Annotated in this window: 19 protein-coding genes; 12 read left to right on the top strand and 7 right to left on the bottom strand. The window is 59.9% G+C overall.

Translation table 11 applies throughout. The features are described from left to right. Positions 1 to 192: 192 nt before the first annotated feature. Complete coding sequence (locus P0Y58_17405) at positions 193 to 1,311, bottom strand: glycosyltransferase 61 family protein (protein ID WEK28684.1); 1,119 nt, start codon at positions 1,309 to 1,311, stop codon at positions 193 to 195. Positions 1,312 to 1,384: 73 nt separating this feature from the next. Next, positions 1,385 to 2,539, bottom strand: a complete 1,155-nt coding sequence (locus P0Y58_17410) for a hypothetical protein (GenBank protein WEK28685.1) — start codon at positions 2,537 to 2,539, stop codon at positions 1,385 to 1,387. Positions 2,540 to 2,861: 322 nt separating this feature from the next. Here P0Y58_17410 and P0Y58_17415 point away from each other — a divergent pair, with 322 nt between their 5' ends. The 6 genes from P0Y58_17415 (at position 2,862) to osmE (ending at position 10,821) form a co-directional block, all read left to right on the top strand. Further along, positions 2,862 to 5,330, top strand: coding sequence for a hypothetical protein (locus P0Y58_17415; GenBank protein ID WEK28686.1), 2,469 nt, complete (start codon positions 2,862 to 2,864; stop codon positions 5,328 to 5,330). Beyond that, positions 5,281 to 6,690, top strand: coding sequence for a leucine-rich repeat domain-containing protein (locus P0Y58_17420; GenBank protein WEK28687.1), 1,410 nt, complete (start codon positions 5,281 to 5,283; stop codon positions 6,688 to 6,690). Before P0Y58_17415 ends, P0Y58_17420 begins: the two co-directional genes overlap by 50 nt. Before the next feature lie 146 nt (positions 6,691 to 6,836). Further along, the gene (locus tag P0Y58_17425) at positions 6,837 to 8,456 is read left to right on the top strand and encodes an NADP-dependent glyceraldehyde-3-phosphate dehydrogenase (protein WEK28688.1); all 1,620 of its coding nucleotides are present in this window, start codon (positions 6,837 to 6,839) and stop codon (positions 8,454 to 8,456) included. Between the two features lie 110 nt (positions 8,457 to 8,566). Beyond that, positions 8,567 to 9,046 carry a VOC family protein gene (locus P0Y58_17430; protein ID WEK28689.1) on the top strand — a complete coding sequence of 160 codons (480 nt, stop codon included), beginning with the start codon at positions 8,567 to 8,569 and terminating at the stop codon, positions 9,044 to 9,046. Positions 9,047 to 9,097: 51 nt separating this feature from the next. After that, the gene (locus P0Y58_17435; protein ID WEK28690.1) at positions 9,098 to 10,288 is read left to right on the top strand and encodes a hypothetical protein; all 1,191 of its coding nucleotides are present in this window, start codon (positions 9,098 to 9,100) and stop codon (positions 10,286 to 10,288) included. A gap of 176 nt (positions 10,289 to 10,464) precedes the next feature. Beyond that, on the top strand, positions 10,465 to 10,821 hold the full coding sequence (osmE, locus tag P0Y58_17440; protein ID WEK28691.1) for an osmotically-inducible lipoprotein OsmE: 357 nt from the start codon (positions 10,465 to 10,467) through the stop codon (positions 10,819 to 10,821). A 1-nt stretch (position 10,822) separates the two neighbouring features. Here osmE and P0Y58_17445 read toward each other — a convergent pair whose 3' ends face one another. Continuing rightward, positions 10,823 to 11,182 (bottom strand): hypothetical protein, encoded by a 360-nt coding sequence (locus P0Y58_17445; GenBank protein WEK28692.1) that lies wholly within the window; start codon positions 11,180 to 11,182, stop codon positions 10,823 to 10,825. Positions 11,183 to 11,411: 229 nt separating this feature from the next. Here P0Y58_17445 and P0Y58_17450 point away from each other — a divergent pair, with 229 nt between their 5' ends. The 3 genes from P0Y58_17450 to P0Y58_17460 all read left to right on the top strand — a co-directional run bounded on the left by P0Y58_17450 (position 11,412) and on the right by P0Y58_17460 (position 12,406). Then, a complete protein-coding gene (locus tag P0Y58_17450; protein ID WEK28693.1) occupies positions 11,412 to 11,726 on the top strand; it encodes a hypothetical protein in 315 nt (104 codons plus the stop codon). Between the two features lie 116 nt (positions 11,727 to 11,842). Continuing rightward, positions 11,843 to 12,037: a hypothetical protein gene (locus tag P0Y58_17455; protein WEK28694.1), complete on the top strand. Its 195-nt coding sequence runs from the start codon at positions 11,843 to 11,845 to the stop codon at positions 12,035 to 12,037. Between the two features lie 156 nt (positions 12,038 to 12,193). Then, the gene (locus tag P0Y58_17460) at positions 12,194 to 12,406 is read left to right on the top strand and encodes a hypothetical protein (protein ID WEK33347.1); all 213 of its coding nucleotides are present in this window, start codon (positions 12,194 to 12,196) and stop codon (positions 12,404 to 12,406) included. Here P0Y58_17460 and P0Y58_17465 read toward each other — a convergent pair. From P0Y58_17465 to P0Y58_17475, 3 genes are all read right to left on the bottom strand, one after another. Beyond that, positions 12,399 to 12,707 (bottom strand): hypothetical protein, encoded by a 309-nt coding sequence (locus P0Y58_17465; GenBank protein WEK33348.1) that lies wholly within the window; start codon positions 12,705 to 12,707, stop codon positions 12,399 to 12,401. The genes P0Y58_17460 and P0Y58_17465 overlap by 8 nt on opposite strands. 129 nt (positions 12,708 to 12,836) lie before the next feature. After that, complete coding sequence (locus tag P0Y58_17470) at positions 12,837 to 13,205, bottom strand: hypothetical protein (GenBank protein ID WEK28695.1); 369 nt, start codon at positions 13,203 to 13,205, stop codon at positions 12,837 to 12,839. A 170-nt stretch (positions 13,206 to 13,375) separates the two neighbouring features. Continuing rightward, on the bottom strand, positions 13,376 to 13,516 hold the full coding sequence (locus P0Y58_17475; protein ID WEK28696.1) for a hypothetical protein: 141 nt from the start codon (positions 13,514 to 13,516) through the stop codon (positions 13,376 to 13,378). Positions 13,517 to 14,332: 816 nt separating this feature from the next. Here P0Y58_17475 and P0Y58_17480 point away from each other — a divergent pair. The 3 genes from P0Y58_17480 (at position 14,333) to P0Y58_17490 (ending at position 18,159) form a co-directional block, all read left to right on the top strand. Then, positions 14,333 to 14,674 (top strand): hypothetical protein, encoded by a 342-nt coding sequence (locus tag P0Y58_17480; GenBank protein ID WEK28697.1) that lies wholly within the window; start codon positions 14,333 to 14,335, stop codon positions 14,672 to 14,674. 518 nt (positions 14,675 to 15,192) lie between these two features. Next, positions 15,193 to 16,779: an ABC-F family ATPase gene (locus P0Y58_17485; protein ID WEK28698.1), complete on the top strand. Its 1,587-nt coding sequence runs from the start codon at positions 15,193 to 15,195 to the stop codon at positions 16,777 to 16,779. 186 nt (positions 16,780 to 16,965) lie between these two features. After that, the gene (locus P0Y58_17490) at positions 16,966 to 18,159 is read left to right on the top strand and encodes an MFS transporter (protein WEK28699.1); all 1,194 of its coding nucleotides are present in this window, start codon (positions 16,966 to 16,968) and stop codon (positions 18,157 to 18,159) included. Here the strand turns inward: P0Y58_17490 and P0Y58_17495 are convergent. Beyond that, positions 18,121 to 19,167 carry a dienelactone hydrolase gene (locus tag P0Y58_17495; protein WEK28700.1) on the bottom strand — a complete coding sequence of 349 codons (1,047 nt, stop codon included), beginning with the start codon at positions 19,165 to 19,167 and terminating at the stop codon, positions 18,121 to 18,123. The genes P0Y58_17490 and P0Y58_17495 overlap by 39 nt on opposite strands. Between the last annotated feature and the right edge of the window lie 84 nt (positions 19,168 to 19,251).

Below are 19,251 nucleotides of genomic sequence, written 5' to 3' on the forward strand. Positions count from 1 at the left end.
GGTGCTCATAGATACCTTGATAACAGATTGGGAGGGTGATCCTACAAGCACAGCAGGTTTCTCTGATAGCGCAAAACTATTACAAAACCTGTAACAAGTGCCACATCGCCCACTTCGCGAAAAAACCTGCTGGTGGTAACTATGAAGGCTGTCATGGCGTGGCTCATGTCAGCCCTGATGCAGCCTCCCCCCCTAGCGCGGAAACAGGTCCAAGGTGCGCTCCACCTCGCCAATATCGATCCGGAAACCATCGCCCTCCGGTATCCCGACCACAAAGCCGAAATGCTGGTGGTCGCGATCGGTCAGGTATTTGTAGTAGCTGACAAACCGGTCAGGTGGCTGCAACGTCAGCAGGCTACCGCCGGATTGCAGCACATTTACCCCGTGCACCAATTGGCTACCCTCCACGCCAATGACCACTCTTGCCCCAGCGCAGGCTGCAACAATACTAGGCACATCAGACTTGAGCGGGTTGACCACACGGAAACCTCGGGTGACACGTAGGTGCTCGGCGAGTTCCAGCTCATTGCGTAACAGGCGCAGGTCGCCATCACCGCCACGCAGCAGGAACACGCCGGGATGGGGGGCATGCGGCACGTGTGACAGCAGTTTGTCCCCCATAGCCTTGTAGCGGGCATGGCGGCTGCGGTTGTTGCCTTGGTCATCGAACAGCACCAGTTCACGGAAAAACGCACTGCGCAGGCGCATCGGCTTCATGTCCAGCCAGTCTTCATAGGCTGGCGCCTGGGTAAACAATGGGTACCTGGCCGATGGTGCGATGGTCACCGGTATACCTTCGTTACAGGCCAGCGCATAGGTTGGGCAGTCTTCCATCAACCAGGTGCCAAACCAAGAATTGCCGTTTTGCGTGCAATAAATGGCCGCGCGGTCTATTTCGTTGTCCACAATGATAGTCGGGAAGGTGCTGGGCTTGCGTGACAGCCAGTGGCTGGCCTTGCCCTTGTACAACGCGCCATCGACCAGCCACACATTCTTGATCAGGTAGCCCCGGGTAGGCCCTTGCAGCGTGCTGATGCCGCCCTCCATGGTACGAGCGGGGTGCACGTAGGGGTAGAACCGCTTGCCCTCCCAGCCCGTTACCCGCTCCAACTGGCCAGGCAGGAAAATGGCCGGGGGAGAAACCGTGGTTTCACCCGGGGCAATATCCCAACTCTGGGTGGCGATGCTTTTGAGGTCGAGCTCGGTATTCTTGCCCATCCGCTTGCGCGCCATATAACGGTACGCGGCCAACGTCCAGGTGTGCTGCTTGGTTGCGGGCGACGCACTGAACTGCGAGATGTCGCTTCCCATGAAGCGTCCTCCCCTGATGATGAAGTCTGAACCCTGGCGTAAAGCGCCAGATCAATGCATCCCTGGCAGCCACTCAGTTGCACGTGATCCTTTCCATGGTGGGCGGTGACTGCAAGCTTGCGTAACGGTTGCGCAGGGTTTCCACAAAGGGCTCACCGGCACTGTTGCCACCATAGAGGTAAATTTTGTGCAGACCGCCAAACACCATTTCGTGGTAACGGCTGGCTACTTCCTCATCGCTCGGGCCATCCGGCAAACCCAGGTGCAGCGTGAGTTTGTCGCCCTCCACGGCAAACATCGGCGTATCCCACAAGAACTTCGCCGTACCGGTCTTGGGCAAACGGACAAACAGATAGGCATGGTTGCCCAGCGAGTCGATGTCGCCCCCGCGACGGCGCTTCCATTTCAGCAGGCCGTCATCCGGGCGCGCGAGGCACAGGCCAATGTCGTAATAATCAAAGCCCTGCTCCAGTGCCCATTCAAGCGCCATGAAGGTGGTGATCGAATTCACCTCGCGCAACCTTTTGGCATCACTGAACACTGCCTCGCAATAGCCAAAGCGCAACGTGCTCCAGTAACGCTTGCCGCCGCGCACCACTTCGCAACCCAGGTGGCAACCGATCACTTCATCACCCAACGTGATCAGGTCGAGACGGCCGACACTTTTGGCAATGCGGAACACTTCATCGGTGGGAAACTGTGCAGCATGGATACCCTGCCTGGCGGTGGCATACGGGCGCAGCAACTCACGGTCTGCCATGGCGATCTCGGCGTCCGAGAGGGCTTGGCGCATCTGGTACAGCGGGCGGTTCTTGCGGATGCTGCGCCGCAGTTCGCCGTCGTAGCGCGCCGTGATGTCCTCCAGCGCGCGGCCCAGCGGTACCACGGCGCTAAGGTAGTGCGGCACTGACAGCGCCCCCGTCGAGGGCATTTCGCTAATGACTACTACATGGTCGGCAGGCGCTGTGGCGCTTGCACTGTCAACGATCGTAGCGCTGCCCTGGCCTTTGCCACCGATCAACAGCTTGGCCATTTCCCGCTGTTGCCTGCGGCCGATGTAGAGAATTTCGTAAGGGCTTTCCTGCTGTAGCCGAAACCTGGCTACTTCCCAACGCCAGAAACAGGCACGCGCCATGATTTCTCGCACTTTGCTGGCCAGCAGCCTTAATTCATAGCGCAGGGAGGGTGACAGGAGCTTTCGCGCCACAGCCGTCAAGGTCTCTTTCATTTCTTCTTCGACGTCCTTTGAAGTGCTCTATGGTCTATCTGAAAAAGAGAAAAAATCAGCAAAAACACTTAACGCTTTGATTTTTATAGTTTGCCTGAGAGCTTTCCCATCACATTCAGTAACAATTTAAGATGCCTGCAAACGCTTTGGCAAGCGGCTTCTGGCTAACTTTAGATCAAGTTTCATGGCGCCAAAATTCCTGCGTGACCAGCCTCCCCAACTGGAAGTTTGCTATAAGCGTGCCACTTGCACGGTATGTCTGTACCACTTGGCTATTGATGTTTAGCGTTTGATGCCTTCTTTGCATAAAAGGAGCATCGATATGCCTTCGAGCAATTCTCATCAGGCCCTGCTTGAGGCCCAACTGCCACACTGGGCCAGCCAGGCAACGTCCAAACAGTGGACTGCGTTGCAGAAAAGCCACGCCAGCCCCTGGCAGGAGCAGGACTGGTTCGCCAATGCCGCCCCAGACCTGCGCCAGGCTGTACACGCCAGCCAGGCACGCCTGTTACAGTCGCAAGCTGCCTTGGCCCGTTCACTCAAGGGCCTCAAACAGATCACTGAATTCGCCGAACCTTTACTGCAAGGTGTTCTTGCCGAACAAGGCTTTCGCGCGCCCCTGCACAACTCACGGCTACTGCGTGTTGAACGTACCTGGCACTGGAACGGTCTGCGCTATCTGTACAGCCATCGTATCGACAACCTGTTACAGGCTGCGCTGCAGAACTTTGCCGATGACGAGACGTTTACCGCTCAGAGTGCCATTGCCTTGAGCGACAATATCCAGGTCACTCGTATTCAAGTGCAAGGCCACGCCGTAATCGGCATGCAGGCACCTGTGGCATACTTTCCCCTCACCTCGGAGCGCTTCCAGGTCGAGCCGCTCCCCCTCTCACCCATTGCGTTCGCCACACGCTGCCGTGAGCTGGACCTTGGTGGCGCTTACCAAGCCCACCTGGAACAGTATTTCACTAAGCCAACTGTCCGTGAGCTAGCCATAAGGGTGCAAAAATCCCGTCTGCGCCTGGCGGCCGACCTCGCGTACCTGCGCCACCACATCAACGGCTACTCGCACGATCAAGTGCATCAATTACTGCAAGGCAGCAAGGTGAATTGCTGGCGCCTTGCACTGTTCGGCATCAGCCTGCAGGAACCCATGCTGATCGATACAGGCCGTGCGGGACTGGCCCTGTACTTGCCAGGGCATGAGCCAGCCTTGCTTCAATGCAATGACCTTGAAGCCGTGCACGATGCACTGGCAACACTGCTGCTCGATCCCGATGCCCGCCAGGCATTCGCGGGTTACATCATGCAGGACGAGCGCGCGCACTTTCTCGACCTGCTGCAACAAAACCTCGATGCCTCAGGCAATACTGCGTATGACCGCCCGTGGCAACGCGCAGCCCAAGCGGACTTGCGCCCGACGCGCCATGCCATTACCGCAGAACCTTTCGGCTACTTTCAGGACCTGCACCTGACCCGGCTCAAGCATGAGGCCAACCTGCTGGCGGTACCGACAGCGCTGGCCGATGCCAGTGCACGGGCCAGGCGCCTGGCTGAATGGGAGAGCCTTGGCTGGGATATGCTTAACGTCGCCGGGTTCTTCATCCCCGGTGTTGGCCCGCTGATGCTGGGCGTCACGGCCTGCCAACTGCTGGGCGAAGTCTTTGAGGGCTATGAAGCCTGGCAGGAAGGTGACCGCCACCTTGCCTTGCAGCATCTGGAAGCCGTCGGCCTGAATCTGGCGCTGATCGGCGGCTTTGTCGTGGCAGGCCACGTAATTCCCAAGTTGTTCACCAGCGCACTTATGGAAAAGTTGCAGGAAGTGCCAGCCAACAGCGGCCGCTACAGGCTCTGGAATCAGGACCTGGCCCCCTACCGCAGCCGCATGGAGCTGCCAGAGTACCTGCTCCCCAATGCGCAAGGTCAGTACCTGCACGAGGGGCGGCAGTTCATTCGTATGGACGGCCATCTCTACCAACAACACTTTGACCACACGCTGCAGCAATGGCGAATCGTTCACCCGGACGCGCAGGATGCCTGGCAACCTCCGCTGGAACACAACGGGCAAGGCGCCTGGCGCGGCCAGCATGAGCAACCCTCCCAATGGCCATTCGCGACCCTCGCGCGCCGTTTGGGTGAGCCGTTCACAGCGTTCACGCCTGAGCAACTGGAGCACGCCGGGCGCATCTGTGGCATCGATGCCGAGCGCTTGCGCCAAGTACACCAGCAAAGCCAACCAGCGCCGCCGCTATTGCTCGACACTCTGCAACGCATGGCGGCACAGGCCGAAGTGGACGAAATGGGCACCAACGCCGCGCCGGGCCTGTTCGAGCGGCTCTACAACGGCAACATGCCCATCGCACCGCCAATACAGCAGGTCCTTATCGCTTACCCCCGCCTGTCCCCCGCCCTGGCCAGGCGCTTGCTGGTGCAATTGGACAACACCGAATCACTCGCCTGGCAACAGAACGGCGAGTTACCGGAAGCGGTCCGCCATCAGATTGAACAGGTTCACAGCGAATTGCCGCTGGTACGCGCGGTGGAAGGAGTGCTGCAACCTGAGCGGGCCAGCGTCGACAGCGAGCGCCTGCTGTTCAGTGCTCTGGATGCCCTGCCCGGGTGGCCGCAAGACATACGCCTTGAGCTTCGCGGCGGTGGGCCTGAGGGGCCTCTGCTGGACTACATCGGTGCTGCACAGGCCACCCGGACGGGCAAGGTGATCAAGTCTGTCGAAGGCTATGAAGCCGACTTGGGCGAGCGCCCGGCCCCCGCACAGCGTGTGCCATAGCCTGTGCCGTGCAGTGGAAGAGGTGCTTTCGCGCGAGCAACGCCACGCCATAGGCATTAACGAAGCTGACGGCATTACCTTGCATCAGCGTGTCCTGGCGTGGATCGATGAGCACCGCGCCGAGCTGGCGCAACGGCTCTGGGGGCCGAGCGCGCGAAGGCTTAAACCCCAGGGTTGGTTGCGCGGTGGCCGCCCGCTGGAAATGCTGCCCCCTCACCCACGGCAAACCAGCTCGCTGTCGGCGGCCTACCGTCGCCTGTTCCCCAATGCCTCCGATGCCGAATTCGCCGGCTGGCTGGGCAACGAACAGGAAGCGCCCAACCTGCCGGACATGCGCTCTGCCACCGAGCGATTGCGCGACCTGCAGCGGCGTCTGGATTCCTTGCGCAGCGATCTGCATCAATGGGCACAACCCGACCCAATACGGCCGCACCAACGCCATCGAGCCATCCGCCCGATCATCAACGCCTGGCGCCGCCTTACCAGGCTGCGGCTCGACAGCGGGGGAAGCCTGTTCAGCCTCGACCTGTCAGGCCTGGGCCTTCAGGACGAGGACCTGGCAAGCCTGGCTCTGCCCGACGACTTCACCCATATCGAGCATGTGTCACTGGCCAATAACCGCCCGCTTAGCCAACTGCCGGCAGAATTTCTAGAGCGCTTCCCCAATCTCGAGCGCCTTATCCTGACCAACTGCCGTTTCGACCACCTGCCGCGACTGGCACGCCCCGATTCCTTGCGCTGGCTCGACCTGGACAGCAACCGCATTACATGGGACGGTCAAGCTCAGTACAGGCTCAACCAATACGCCAACCTGGCGGTACTGGACCTCACTGACAATCCGCTGCTGACGGCCCCCGATCTGCACTGGCTGGGCGACCTCAAATCCTTGTTCCTTTCAGGTTGCTCCCTCACCGAATTGCCTCAGGGCCTGGAACTGATTACCGAGCCGATCGCGCTGGACCTCTCGGACAACCAGCTCCAACGCTTACCGGCCAGTTTCACAGTTTCAACCTCTGTCGCCGATGCCATCCGCCTCGAAAGCGACTGGCTGGGTGAGCCAGTGCTAGCGCAGATCGAGGCCTACAATTCAGCCCATCAGGTCGACTTGCTGGTCAGCGAAAGTGACTACCTTGAGTTCTTCGACGAGGGAGACCCTGCACACCCAGCACTGTGGCAACGACTTCCACGCCAATATCGACGCGACCTCAGGCCGCTGCTGGAGGTGGAACCCTTCCTGTCGCGCCCGCATCAGGCCCGCAGAGAGTTCTGGCGGCGCCTGATGGTTATCGATGCCAATGCAGTATGGCGCCCACATTGGCTGGCACAGCCAGCCGCAGACTTGTTCAACCTGCCGTTGTGACGCGAATGCGGTGCCTGCCTTCACCCGGGCGGGCACTGGCTGCCATGTTGAGCCAGACTGGTGTTTTTCCAGCAGCCGGTGCATGCTCGATGCTGAAGCGATTCACCCGGCTTGAAACCCGCCCAGCTACGTGAGGTGCAGTACCTATGGACCGTCTGCTCGATTCACTCTTCCCCAGCGCCGAGAACATCCCGCAAACCTGGCGCCTGGAAGCTCCCCTGGAACAACGCGACTATCTGGTGAACGGCGAACTCAGGCGCTGGGACGGGCCCTTGGCCACTGTGCGCAGCCCGGTATGGCTCAAGGAGGGCTCCGAGGAGCGCCAGGTGGTGTTGGGCAGCGCCCCGCTGCTCGACGCCGACACTGCCCTCACCGCACTGGATGCCGCCGTGCAGGCGTATGACAAAGGCCGGGGCGCCTGGCCGAACATGCGCGTGGCCGAACGCATCCAGCACGTCGAAACCTTCCTGGCACGCATGCGAGAGCAGCGCCAGGCCGTGGTCAAACTGCTGATGTGGGAGATCGGCAAGAACCTCAAGGACTCGGAAAAGGAATTCGACCGCACCTGCGACTACATCGTCGACACCATCAACGCCCTCAAGGACCTCGACCGCCGCTCCAGCCGCTTCGAGCTGGAGCAAGGCACCCTCGGCCAGATCCGCCGCGCTCCGCTGGGCGTGGCTTTATGCATGGGGCCCTACAATTACCCGCTGAACGAAACCTTCACCACGCTGATCCCGGCGCTGATCATGGGTAACACCGTGGTGTTCAAACCCGCCAAGTTCGGTGTATTGCTGATCCGCCCGTTGCTCGAAGCCTTCCGCGACAGCTTCCCGCCGGGAGTAATCAATGTGATCTATGGGCGCGGCCGCGAGACGGTGAGCGCGCTGATGGCCAGCGGCAAGGTCGATGTATTCGCCTTCATCGGCACACACAAGGCCGCCAGCGACTTGAAAAAGCTGCACCCACGCCCGCATCGCCTGCGCGCCGCACTGGGCCTGGATGCCAAGAACCCGGGCATCGTGCTGCCACAGGTCGACCTCGACAACGCCGTCGAAGAAGCGGTGACCGGCGCGTTGTCGTTCAACGGCCAGCGCTGCACGGCACTGAAGATTCTGTTCGTCCACGAGGACGTGGTCGACGCCTTCCTCGACAAGTTCCAACGAAAACTGGCTGCGCTCAAGCCTGGCATGCCCTGGGAGCCGGGTGTCGCGCTGACGCCATTGCCAGAGCCCGGCAAGGTGGACTACCTCGACGGTCTGGTGGCCGATGCCACAGCCAATGGCGCACGTGTGCTCAACGAAGGTGGCGGGCAGAGCCGCGGGTCGTTCTTCTACCCGGCCTTGCTGTACCCGGTTAGCCACGCAATGCGCGTGTACCACGAGGAGCAGTTTGGTCCCCTGGTACCTGTCGTGCCCTACCGCGACCTGCAAACCGTCATCGATTATGTGCTGGACTCCGATTACGGCCAGCAGCTAAGCCTGTTCGGCAACGATCCGGCGACCATCGGCAGCCTGGTCGACATCTTCGCCAACCAGGTCGGGCGCATCAACATCAACGCACAATGCCAGCGCGGCCCCGATACCTACCCGTTCAACGGCCGCAAGAACAGCGCCGAAGGCACTCTGTCGGTGCATGATGCCTTGCGGGTGTTCTCGATCCGCACCCTGGTCGCCACCCGCTTCCAGGACGCCAACAAGGAACTGATCAGCGAAATCATCCGTAACCGCCAGTCGAGCTTCCTGACCACCGACTACATCTTCTGACGGCCGCGCTTATAGAAAATCGATCTAGCGTCATTGTCGATTTTCCATCGGCACAAACGACTCTAAGCAACAGGGCGCCTCCCGGCGCCCACTGCAACGGAGAGTCGAACATGGCAGTCAAACCTATTCCCGAAGGCCAGCACAGTATCACCCCCTACCTGGCCATCAATGATGCCGCCAAGGCTATCGAGTTCTACAAGCAGGCGTTTGGTGCGGTCGAGATGTTCCGCCTCGATGCACCAGGTGGCCGTGTGGGCCATGCCGAACTGAGGATTGGTGATTCGTCGCTGATGTTGGGCGACCCCTGCGACATGGAAGGCGGCCTTACCGCCAGCCAGAAGCTCAACGGCGCAGGCGTGGGCCTGCACCTGTATGTCGAAGACTGCGACAAAGTGTACGCCCAGGCCCTGGCGGCTGGCGGCACGCAGTTGCACCCCTTGACCGACCAGTTCTACGGTGACCGCAGCGGCACCTTGAAAGACCCGTTCGGCAATATCTGGTTCGTCTCTACCCACAAGGAGGACCTGAGCCCTGACGAAATCCGTGCCCGCGCAGCCAAGATGTTCAGCGGTAACCCAGCGGCAAGTTGAAAGCCGCGCGACTTTGCTTGAAGCTTGAAGCTCCTGGCCCGGAGCTGCTTCATGCGAATCATCGACAAAACCGCTGCGCAGGTGCGCAGCCTGACACCCGCCGAAGAGGATCTGCTGGTCGGCTTTGCCACCGGCAACCTCGTCGGCCCACGCCTGCTGCAGGCCAACCAGCTACTGATGAAAGTACGCAACGCCAATCAGTGGCTGGCCTGCGACTGCCGCAACGATGCCTTGCCGGTGCTTAATGTCACCCTTAATGGCAACACCGGCACATTGTTTCTCAAGAACAACCCGGGCACCGCCGAGCACGCACCTGGCTGCCCTTTCACCAAGGACGAGCGGGACGCCGCCGAGCGCGAGGACGACCCCGCGCCACCCGCTACCTGGCTGCCACCCGACACGCCGTTGCGCCTGATCGGCGACTTCCGCGCCAGTATCACCAGTACGCCCAATATCCCAAATGATGCCAACGACCGGCGCGAACAGCAGCGCCTGCTGTCGCTGCTGCTCACCTGGATCGAAACCAGTGGCCTCAACCTTTACGCGACCCACCTGAAAAAGGACCTGACCACGCAGTTTGCCGAGTTGCGCAGCGTGGCCAGCCGCTACCCGTTGCTGGAGCGGGTACCTGCCAGCAACTACCTGGAAACCCGGCTGGACATGAAGCACATGATGATGCTCAAGTCCCGTCTGCGTGAAGCCACAATGTTCGGCAACCATCGCCGCCATGGGCTGATGCTGGACTGCGTCGACCAGATCAAAGGGCGCAAGCTGTTCAATAACCGCAGCGAAGACGGCTTCGACTTTCAGGGGCACCATCTGTATTGGGGCGGTAGCCGCACCAGCGGGCCATTGCTGGCGCTGATGATCTACTCGCCGACCAGCGCAGGGAGCCATTTCTACGAGCTGATCCATGTGGCGAGCGTGCCGGTGCTATCGCGCGCACACCTGTTCCCGGTGTACCGCGATGAAGAACGCGAGCCGCTCAAGGCCCTGGTGTCGCTGATCGACTGGATGGCCGGCAAAGGCGTCAAGGTGCAGATGCGCCGGCCGGTGATCGGCGGCCAGGTGATGGATGAACTGGTGATGACCTCTGACCAGGACCGGGTATTGTCAGTGTCGCTGCTGGAACAACCCATCGGGCCAGAGCCGGACACCGAAAATTTCAAGCGCTACGCCGACTTCAAGAGCCTGGAAACCTTCCGCAAGTTCGTTGCCGGTTTCTTCATGCGTGAGCGCTGAACGCCGGACAGCACATGCTCCACTGCAGGAGCGGCCTTGTGTCGCGTTGGGCTGCACAGCAGCCCGCTGCCTTCGCAACAGCAGTTACGCAATGCGCACAGGCGTATGATGACAAACTGAGCGGATTGATCGCTCAGTCATCTGCCCTCATCGGCGTCCTCTCCCGGAGCACTGCCATGAACACCCCCCTTCACGCGCTGCTTTTCGCCTTGGCTACGCTTGCTGCCTGCTCATCCAGCTCTGCGCAATACCACGACCTGCCACTGGTGGCCAAGGTCGGTAACGGCATGAGCAAAGACCAGGTCGTGCAAATAGGAGGCAAACCCGATGCCGAGTCCGACCGCACCGTGGTGCCCGGCACCTGCTTCGACTACCTGCTGACCAAGGCCGGTAAACGGCAACCCTACAGCGTCAGCTTCGACGGCAACGACAAGGTGGACAAGACCGCCTTCATGACCTGCGCCGAATGGAGCAATGCCCAGCACAAAGCCCGCCTGCCCAGCATGGGCGGTTCGAGCGGCTCGGGCTACTGATTCAGTCCAGGCATTCCTTGGCAGCCTGGCGCAATTTGTCGCCAGACAAAAAGCTGCCCTTGTAGAAGGTTGCGCGGCTGCCCTCGCGAGAGTCGACCACGTCCAGCACATCGTCACTTGCCACTGCACTGGATGCCGTCAGCCGGTAGCCGTGGGCGATCGACTTTTGTGTGGCTTGGGGTGCCAAAGCCTGCCACTTGGGCAGAACGCAGGCGGCATACTGCTGAGGCGTTTTTTTGGTCAGCTTGCTGGCAGTGGGGTTGCCGGGCGTGGCGCAACCGGCAAGGGTGGCAACTAACGCAGAAGCGATACAGATACGAAAAGTAGGCATTTGCAATTGGCCGTCAGGGATACGCTGCATTCTACCGAGGGTTGCGCAGAGTTTCTAATCAACCAAGGTCTTGCCGCTGGTTTTTTTGAGTCATTGACACAGCACCAACGCGCCAATGACAACAAAACCACACCGTGGTTTGTTTACTAAAGCAGGCAAACGCAATTAATTGATTGAACCCGGGAACGAATTCATTCTGCCCTGCTTCTGATTAACATCAGACAACGCATGCCCGACCGGCTTTGCTCAGGAGAATCCCATGCTGTGGTGGCTGGAAATACTCGCCCAGTACGCAACCTCCACCGGCTTGGCCGTGCTGTGCATTTTCGTGTTCTGGGCTTATGGCCTGGCTTTTGGCAAGGCCTACATGAAGCTCCTCTCTGGCCTGTTGGCCGCCATGCTGCTGATCATCGCTGCATGCCCGCACGGTGTGGAATTCGCGTTAGGCAAACACCTGGTGCAGGGTGATACCAGTGCACTGTTGCTGTTTCTTGCAGATGCAACAGGCGTGATCACGGCGGTGGTAGTGGCTTCGTTTTTCTTTAGCCCCGGGCGGTTGCAGGACGAAGCCTGAGCGGGATCTATCGAAGAGCACCTGATATTTCTGCCAGTAGCATGGGTGGCTGAACGTTGAGAAGGTGGAGCTGCCACTGGGGCCTCACACCGCAACTCAGCCAGGAAATACACACCATGCAAAAGAACGCCAACAACACGCGCTTTTTCTATCAGAACGGCAAACTTGTCACCCTTACAACCGGTGGACAGGACAGTAGTATCTTTCGCTCCTCGGATGTGCCACTTGCCGAACGACAATCAGACGGCACCAGCGGATTGCTGGTGACCGACATCATGGGTTCGGTACTGCAGAAGCGGGATAAAAGCTGAGCCATTCGGGCCGCTTCGGCGCCGCCGCAAGGATCGCACAAGCTCCATGGAGCCAGGGTAAGGTTGTGCATTCCAAAAATCTGTTGCGTTTAACCCCGCCCTAAGGCGATGCTCATGGGACCGTTGAAGCAACAGACAAGGAAGGGCTTTGGCACCATGGAAACGCTTCACAGCATCAAGTCAGACCTTGTCAGAACAGCCGATCATCTGGAAAAGCTCAGCCAGGCCATGAGTGGGCACGCCAGGTTCATGGAAGCGCGAGGCAGTTCGCAGAGCGAGGTCGATGTCACCGCGCACATCCGATCCATCGATGGGGTTGCAGACGAGTTGCGCTCTGTCGCTGCAAAAATCGACGGTATTGTCAGCTGAACTTGAGCTTCATCACTTTGCTGAGCGCCCAACCGCTGAAAACGTAGAACGTATCCAGGTAGAAGCGTCCTGCGTAGTTGGGCAATGGCGCGTGATTCAACAATACATCCGGGTCGGGCGCGGGTGGAAACAGGGCGTAAAAGCCGTTGGGCAGCACCGCCAGAGCCAGCAATAACAGGTAAGTCGAAGCTTGCAGCAAGGTGCGACGATTGCTGATTCTGGCGGACCATTTCAGACCGTAGTATGCGACCAGGCCAGCAACTGGCAACACCCAGAAATGCGTCGGGATCCCAATGAACATTTCGGCGACAACGCTTCTTGCTTCCACCCGCTGCTCTCCATCCAAATGCGCGAAGTATCGCGGGCCCGCCAGGCAAATGCAAAAAACCCGCTCTCGACGGCGGGCTTTTTTTGCTTGAAGGTCAGTTGCTCATGCTTTTGAACACATCAGCGCGGCATCCAGCAATCGGCCATGGTCGTACCAGGCATCACGTTGATAGGCTGTGAACGAGTGCTGGCTGCCTGTGCTGCGCAACTCCACAAGGCCCTCTGCCTTGTTGGGATCGGTGCTTTCGATGAACAGGCTGACCGAGTCACCGCCATCGACTTCGTAAGTTTTCACATTCCCTGGGAGCTCACCCTTCACGCACCCCAGATACGCGGGTGGGCTTTTCGACGTGCTGCCAGCGGTGTAATCATGGCCGCCACGCACGTCAGGGTTTTGTGCGCATCCTGCCATGAACAACGTGGCAAATGCGGACACCAGTAATGCGCCTGCTACTGATCTTGAGCTCTTCACGCGACACGCTCCTGCTGCCCCATCGAGAACTTAGGCAAGTGTTGCCAAGTAGCACACCCTTTTTTAGTTTTCGTGAGCCCATGTTACTGCTCAATGCCAACCGGGCCATATGTTAGTTTGCTATATGGATTCATAAAGCATTGCCGGGCTGTAGCCCTTGCTGCCCGGCATCAGTAGCGACGGTATTCCTGCCCACCGCGGTCTCCGTCATGATAGTAACGGTGGTGCCTGCCATCGTGCCAATACGGCCAGCATCCACTCAGCAGCAGCAACCCGGATAACACGATGACCCATGCAGTCTTACGTTTCATGTGCGTACCTCCAGCCAGGTAAACCCATGCCTGGCATACGTTGGACCGCACAATGTAGGGTTGTTCAGCCAGCGGTACGCCGCTGGTCCTCCTGCTCGCAACATTTCATGAAAGGCTCAGGCGTACCGATGCTATATGGGCATAAGCGATGACAAATTGCCCCAACTCCGAGTATTACCGAGCCCACTATCGGGGTCAGGCAATGGCCTTCAGAAATACCAAGGTTGCCACCAGGTCCAGGACCAGCACAGCAGCCACAACGAAAACCATGTAATAGCGGTCATCCTGAGTCATTTCGGCGCTCTCCGCGGGATCAATGTCTCAGGGTCACAGCAATTACCGTTCCAGCACCGCTGTCCGCGAACGCCTTATCGCTTGGGGCTCGACATAGGCATAAAGCTACCCACGATGAAAACGCTCGCTGGCCCTATGAGCCAACCGACGCTCGTTCCCGGGCTAACTGCTGGAACAATGATAGTGAGTGCGAACAGGCCTATCCCTGCCCAGAGGCGCCTGCGTGGCGTGAGCCACTCTCGAAATTTTTCCAGCTTCTTGCCCATCGTCACACTCCTCAATGGAATCCTTGCCATGTGTCCGGGCGCAGGACGATATCGAAAATCGTTTCCATCAACAAGGCTGCACAATGACCGCACCGCTGTGCCCTCACCGCAAAAACGCTCTAAGGCCGCATGAAGTGTTATGCCGCCTGCCCAGCGCCAGCAAGGTGAGACCAGTGGCGGTCTGCAAGAGAGAAGATCGCTGGCTTCGGCAATAAACCACGAAAACCACCAGGGTCAGCTAAAGTTTTGATGAGGCATGAACCGTGAGATAACGATCATGATAAAACAAGAAGCAGAAGAGGTGGTTGAGCGGATAAGGGACGATCTGAAGCGACATGGGGTACTGATCGGCTACGACCCGGAATTTACAACTCCTGAATTCGGGTGCGACCTGGATTATCAGATTGCTCAGGTCAGAGAGGATCCAGAAAAGCGGGTTGTGGGTATCGTGATACATGACGAAGGCTTATGGACTCAGCTCAGGCAAGGGGCCGTGTATCGCTGCATTGTCAGTGAATGCGGCAGTAAGCTATTCGGCCTGCCGATCACCATAGATCCTAGAACGGATGAATCCTATACGATCCAGTACAAACTCTAGCCGTCAGCAGGGTAGCCTGGTAGTCGGATCGACTCATACGCCCGACCGACTATCGGCTTCGCTCAATCGCTGCTGCGCAGCTGCGCGCCATTCGGTCAGCGTCTTCAAGCAATCCGGATAGCCGAGGTCGGGCAAATGGCTTCCAAATCAGGACACCCTGTGAGCCCTTTTGTGTTCCAACCGAGCAAAGGTGGGCTGTGGATCAACGAACCAAGTGTTACAATCCGCCGATTCAAATCAGCGCTCAAGGCGCTGGATATCCGTTAACGCCGTCAGTACGACACTCGCCATACCTACGCAACCATGTGCCTGATGCCTGGGATGAACCCCGCGTTCATCGCGAGCCAGCTTGGCCACAGCGTCGAGATGTTGCTCTCTACCTAAGCGAAATGGATCAGCTCCTCCTCGGACTGAAGGGAGCTGGAGAAGCTGCCGCCCCGAGTCGAATTGGCCCAAAATTGGCCCAAGACTGACGACAGGGCCTAAATACACCTCTGGAACCCCCGCAGGACAAGCACTTGATTTCTACCGCTAACATCACCATGCAGTTCGGCGCCAAGCCGCTGTTCGAAAACGTTTCCGTAAAATTCAACAACGGCAACCGCTACGGCCTGATCGGCGCCAACGGTTGCGGCAAGTCGACCTTCATGAAGATCCTCGGCGGTGACCTGGAGCCTTCCGGTGGCCAGGTCATGCTCGAGCCGAACACCCGCCTGGGCAAGCTGCGCCAGGACCAGTTCGCTTATGAAGAATTCACCGTGATCGACACCGTGATCATGGGCCACGGCCAGCTGTGGAAGGTCAAGGCCGAACGCGACCGCATCTACTCGCTGCCGGAAATGACCGAGGAAGACGGCATGGCCGTCGCCGAACTGGAAACCGAATTCGCCGAAATGGACGGCTACACCGCCGAGTCCCGCGCCGGTGAACTGCTGCTGGGCCTGGGTATCCCCCTGGAGCAACACTTCGGCCCGATGAGCGAAGTCGCGCCAGGCTGGAAGCTGCGTGTGCTGCTGGCCCAGGCATTGTTCTCGGACCCGGACGTGCTGCTGCTCGACGAACCGACCAACCACCTGGATATCAACACCATCCGCTGGCTGGAAACGATCCTCACGGCGCGTAACAGCACCATGATCATCATTTCCCACGACCGCCACTTCCTCAACAGCGTCTGCACCCACATGGCTGACCTGGATTACGGCGAGCTGCGCCTGTTCCCAGGCAACTATGACGAGTACATGACTGCGGCCACCCAGTCGCGCGAGCAGTTGCTGTCGGACAATGCCAAGAAAAAGGCCCAGATCGCCGAGCTGCAGACCTTCGTCAGCCGCTTCTCGGCCAACGCCTCCAAAGCCAAGCAGGCAACTTCGCGTGCCAAGCAGATCGACAAGATCCAGCTGGCCGAGGTCAAGCCTTCCAGCCGTGTCAGCCCGTTCATCCGCTTCGAGCAGACCAAAAAACTGCACCGCCAGGCGGTGGTTGTCGAGAAGATGGCGAAAGCGTTCGACGACAAGGTGCTGTTCAAGAACTTCGACATTACTGTCGAAGCGGGCGAGCGCGTTGCAATCATCGGCCCCAACGGTATTGGCAAAACTACCCTGCTGCGCACCCTGGTCGGCGAGATGACCCCGGATGCAGGCTCGGTGAAGTGGACCGACAGCGCAGAAGTGGGCTACTACGCCCAGGACCACGCTCACGACTTTGAAGATGACCTGAGCCTGTTCGACTGGATGGGCCAGTGGACCTCCGGCGAGCAAGTGATTCGCGGTACCCTGGGGCGCATGCTGTTCTCCAACGACGAGATCCTCAAGTCGGTGAAGGTGATTTCCGGTGGTGAGCAAGGCCGCATGCTGTTCGGCAAGCTGATCCTGCAAAAGCCGAACGTGCTGGTGATGGACGAGCCTACCAACCACCTGGACATGGAATCGATCGAGGCGCTGAACCTGGCGCTGGAAAACTACCCGGGCACCCTGCTGTTCGTCAGCCACGACCGCGAATTCGTGTCGTCGCTGGCCACCCGCATCATCGAGCTGTCGCCCGATGGCGTGGTGGACTTCAGCGGCACCTACGACGATTACCTGCGCAGCCAGGGCGTACTGGTCTGATTGATGGGTAAGGCCTGGCCATTGTGTATGGCTGGGCCGGTCTCTTCGCGGGGTTGCCCGCGAAGATCCCACCGCCAATCCAACAGACTGAAACAACCCGACGAATAATTCGTTAGCCTGCTTTCATTTCCTTCATGTAACAGCCATCATGGACCCACGCCCAACCGCCCGCCCGCGAAAGAGCCCATGACCGCGCAACAACCAGCCCCCGCCAGCAACACGCTGCACATTACCCTGCAGATCCTGTCGATCGTTTTCTACACCTTCATTGCCTTCCTCTGCATCGGCTTGCCGATTGCGGTGTTACCCAGCTACGTGCACGACCAGCTGGGCTTTGGTGCGGTAATCGCCGGGGTGACCATCGGCCTGCAGTACCTGGCCACCCTGCTCAGCCGCCCGTTTGCCGGGCGCGTTGCAGATACCCTCGGCGGCAAGCAAGCCATCCGCTTCGGTCTGCTGGGCATTGCCGGCTGCGGGGTATTGACCTTGTTGTCGGCCTGGACACTGACCCTGCCGCTGCTGAGCCTTGCGCTGTTGCTGGGGGGCCGTTTGCTGCTCGGCATCGCCCAAGGGCTGATCGGTGTGGCCACCTTGAGCTGGGGCATCAACCAGGTCGGCCCCGAACACACCGCCAGGGTGATCTCATGGAACGGCATCGCCTCCTATGGTGCAATCGCCATTGGCGCGCCACTGGGTGTACTGGCCGTGGATGGGCTGGATTTCAGCGTGCTGGGGCCTGCCTTGCTGGTGCTGGCAATCCTTGCCCTGTTGGTGTTGCGCAAGCGCCCGGACGTGGTGGTGGTGCGCGGCGACCGCCTGCCGTTCTGGTCTGCGTTTGCCCGGGTCGCTCCGTGCGGCCTTGGCCTGACCCTGGCCTCGATCGGCTATGGCACCCTGACCACCTTCGTCACGTTGTACTACCTTGAGCGCGGTTGGGCCGGTGCAGCCTGGTGCCTGAGTGCATTTGGTGTGTGCTTCATCATTTCGCGGCTGCTGTTCGTCAACGCCGTCAACCGCTTTGGTGGTTACAACGTGGCGGTTGCCTGCATGGCCACCGAAGTGCTCGGCCTGGGTTTGCTGTGGCTGGCACCTTCGCCGGCCTGGGCACTGGTAGGCGCAGGGCTTACCGGTTTCGGGCTGTCGCTGGTGTATCCGGCATTGGGCGTCGAAGCAATCAGGCAGGTCCCCAGCAGCAGCCGAGGCGCGGGGCTGGGGGCCTATGCGGTGTTCTTCGACATGGCCCTGGCTATTGCCGGGCCGCTGATGGGCGCAGTAGCCGTACACCTGGGCTATGCCTCAATCTTTTGCGTGGCGGCCCTGCTCGCTTTGGCCGGGGTAGGTCTAACGCTGTTGCTGTCGCGGCGCACTCGCAGCAGCTGACCGATCGGCCAGTTGCGGCGCGCCCAGCGCCTGGCTGAAGAACGCCGCCGTTTCACGTTCCAGCGAGTGATGGATATGGCGGCGGTCCACGCCTTCTGCATCTTTGCACAGCGCAGGCATCCGCGCGTACTGCTCGGCGTCGCAGTGAGCCATGAACACAAAGTGGCCAGCGCCGGCCAACAATCGGTAATCGGGTGTGACCGGCAGTTTACGGGCCAGCGCCTCGGCATTGCGGTCTACCGCTACCAACTGGTCGCTATCGCCGCTGTAGATCAGGGCAGGCACCTGAACCCCGGCCAAGGCATGACGCCCGAACAGCAGGGTCAGCGGCGCCATCAGCATCACCGCCCCTACCCGCTGGTCGGCCTGTGGTGCCAGCTCACTGCGGTCGGCAATCAATATACCGTGAGTCTTGCAGGCGTCGGCGTCGCTCGGGCGCTCCAGGCAATACTGGCGCAGGCGGTCCAGGTCCGGGCGGGCGCCGGAGAGAATCAACGCGGTCTCGCCACCGGCCGAATAGCCGATCACGCCCACCTTGCCGTCATCCAGGTAGGGCCCGACCAATGCATCATCGCGGGCAGCGGTAATTGCGGCGCTGACTTGCAGCGGCCGGCCATAAAGATTGCTCAGGGTGCCCAGGCGACTGTGGTCGCGGGCGTTGTCCCCAGGGTGAACTACCGCCACAACCACGAAGCCTCGCCGCGCCAAGGAGGTTGCCAGGTAATGCAGCGCCAGTGGGCTACCGGTGTTGCCGTGGGAAAGTACCAGTAGCGGGAATTGACCCGCAGCGACGGGTGCCTCTTCAGCCACATCGATTGGGTAACCGTCTATACGGCTGCTACGCGTTATGCCAGTAGCGGGGTAGAACGCCAGCGCTTGCATCGGCCGGCTATCGACCGGGTCGGTCAAGGTCATGTGGTGCAGGCCGGCAACCCACGGCGCAGCTTCGGCATGGGCCAGCAGGCCGCCGATCAGGACCAGCGCCAACAAGCAGCGGGGAACAGTCATCGGCCGGCGGTTCCTTGCAGGGCGAAGAGATGGCCCAGCATAGAGCCGACCTGGCCTGCGCCAGATGAAAACTGGATGAAACCC

The sequence above is a fragment of the Candidatus Pseudomonas phytovorans genome (genome assembly GCA_029202525.1).
Taxonomy (GTDB): domain Bacteria; phylum Pseudomonadota; class Gammaproteobacteria; order Pseudomonadales; family Pseudomonadaceae; genus Aquipseudomonas; species Aquipseudomonas phytovorans.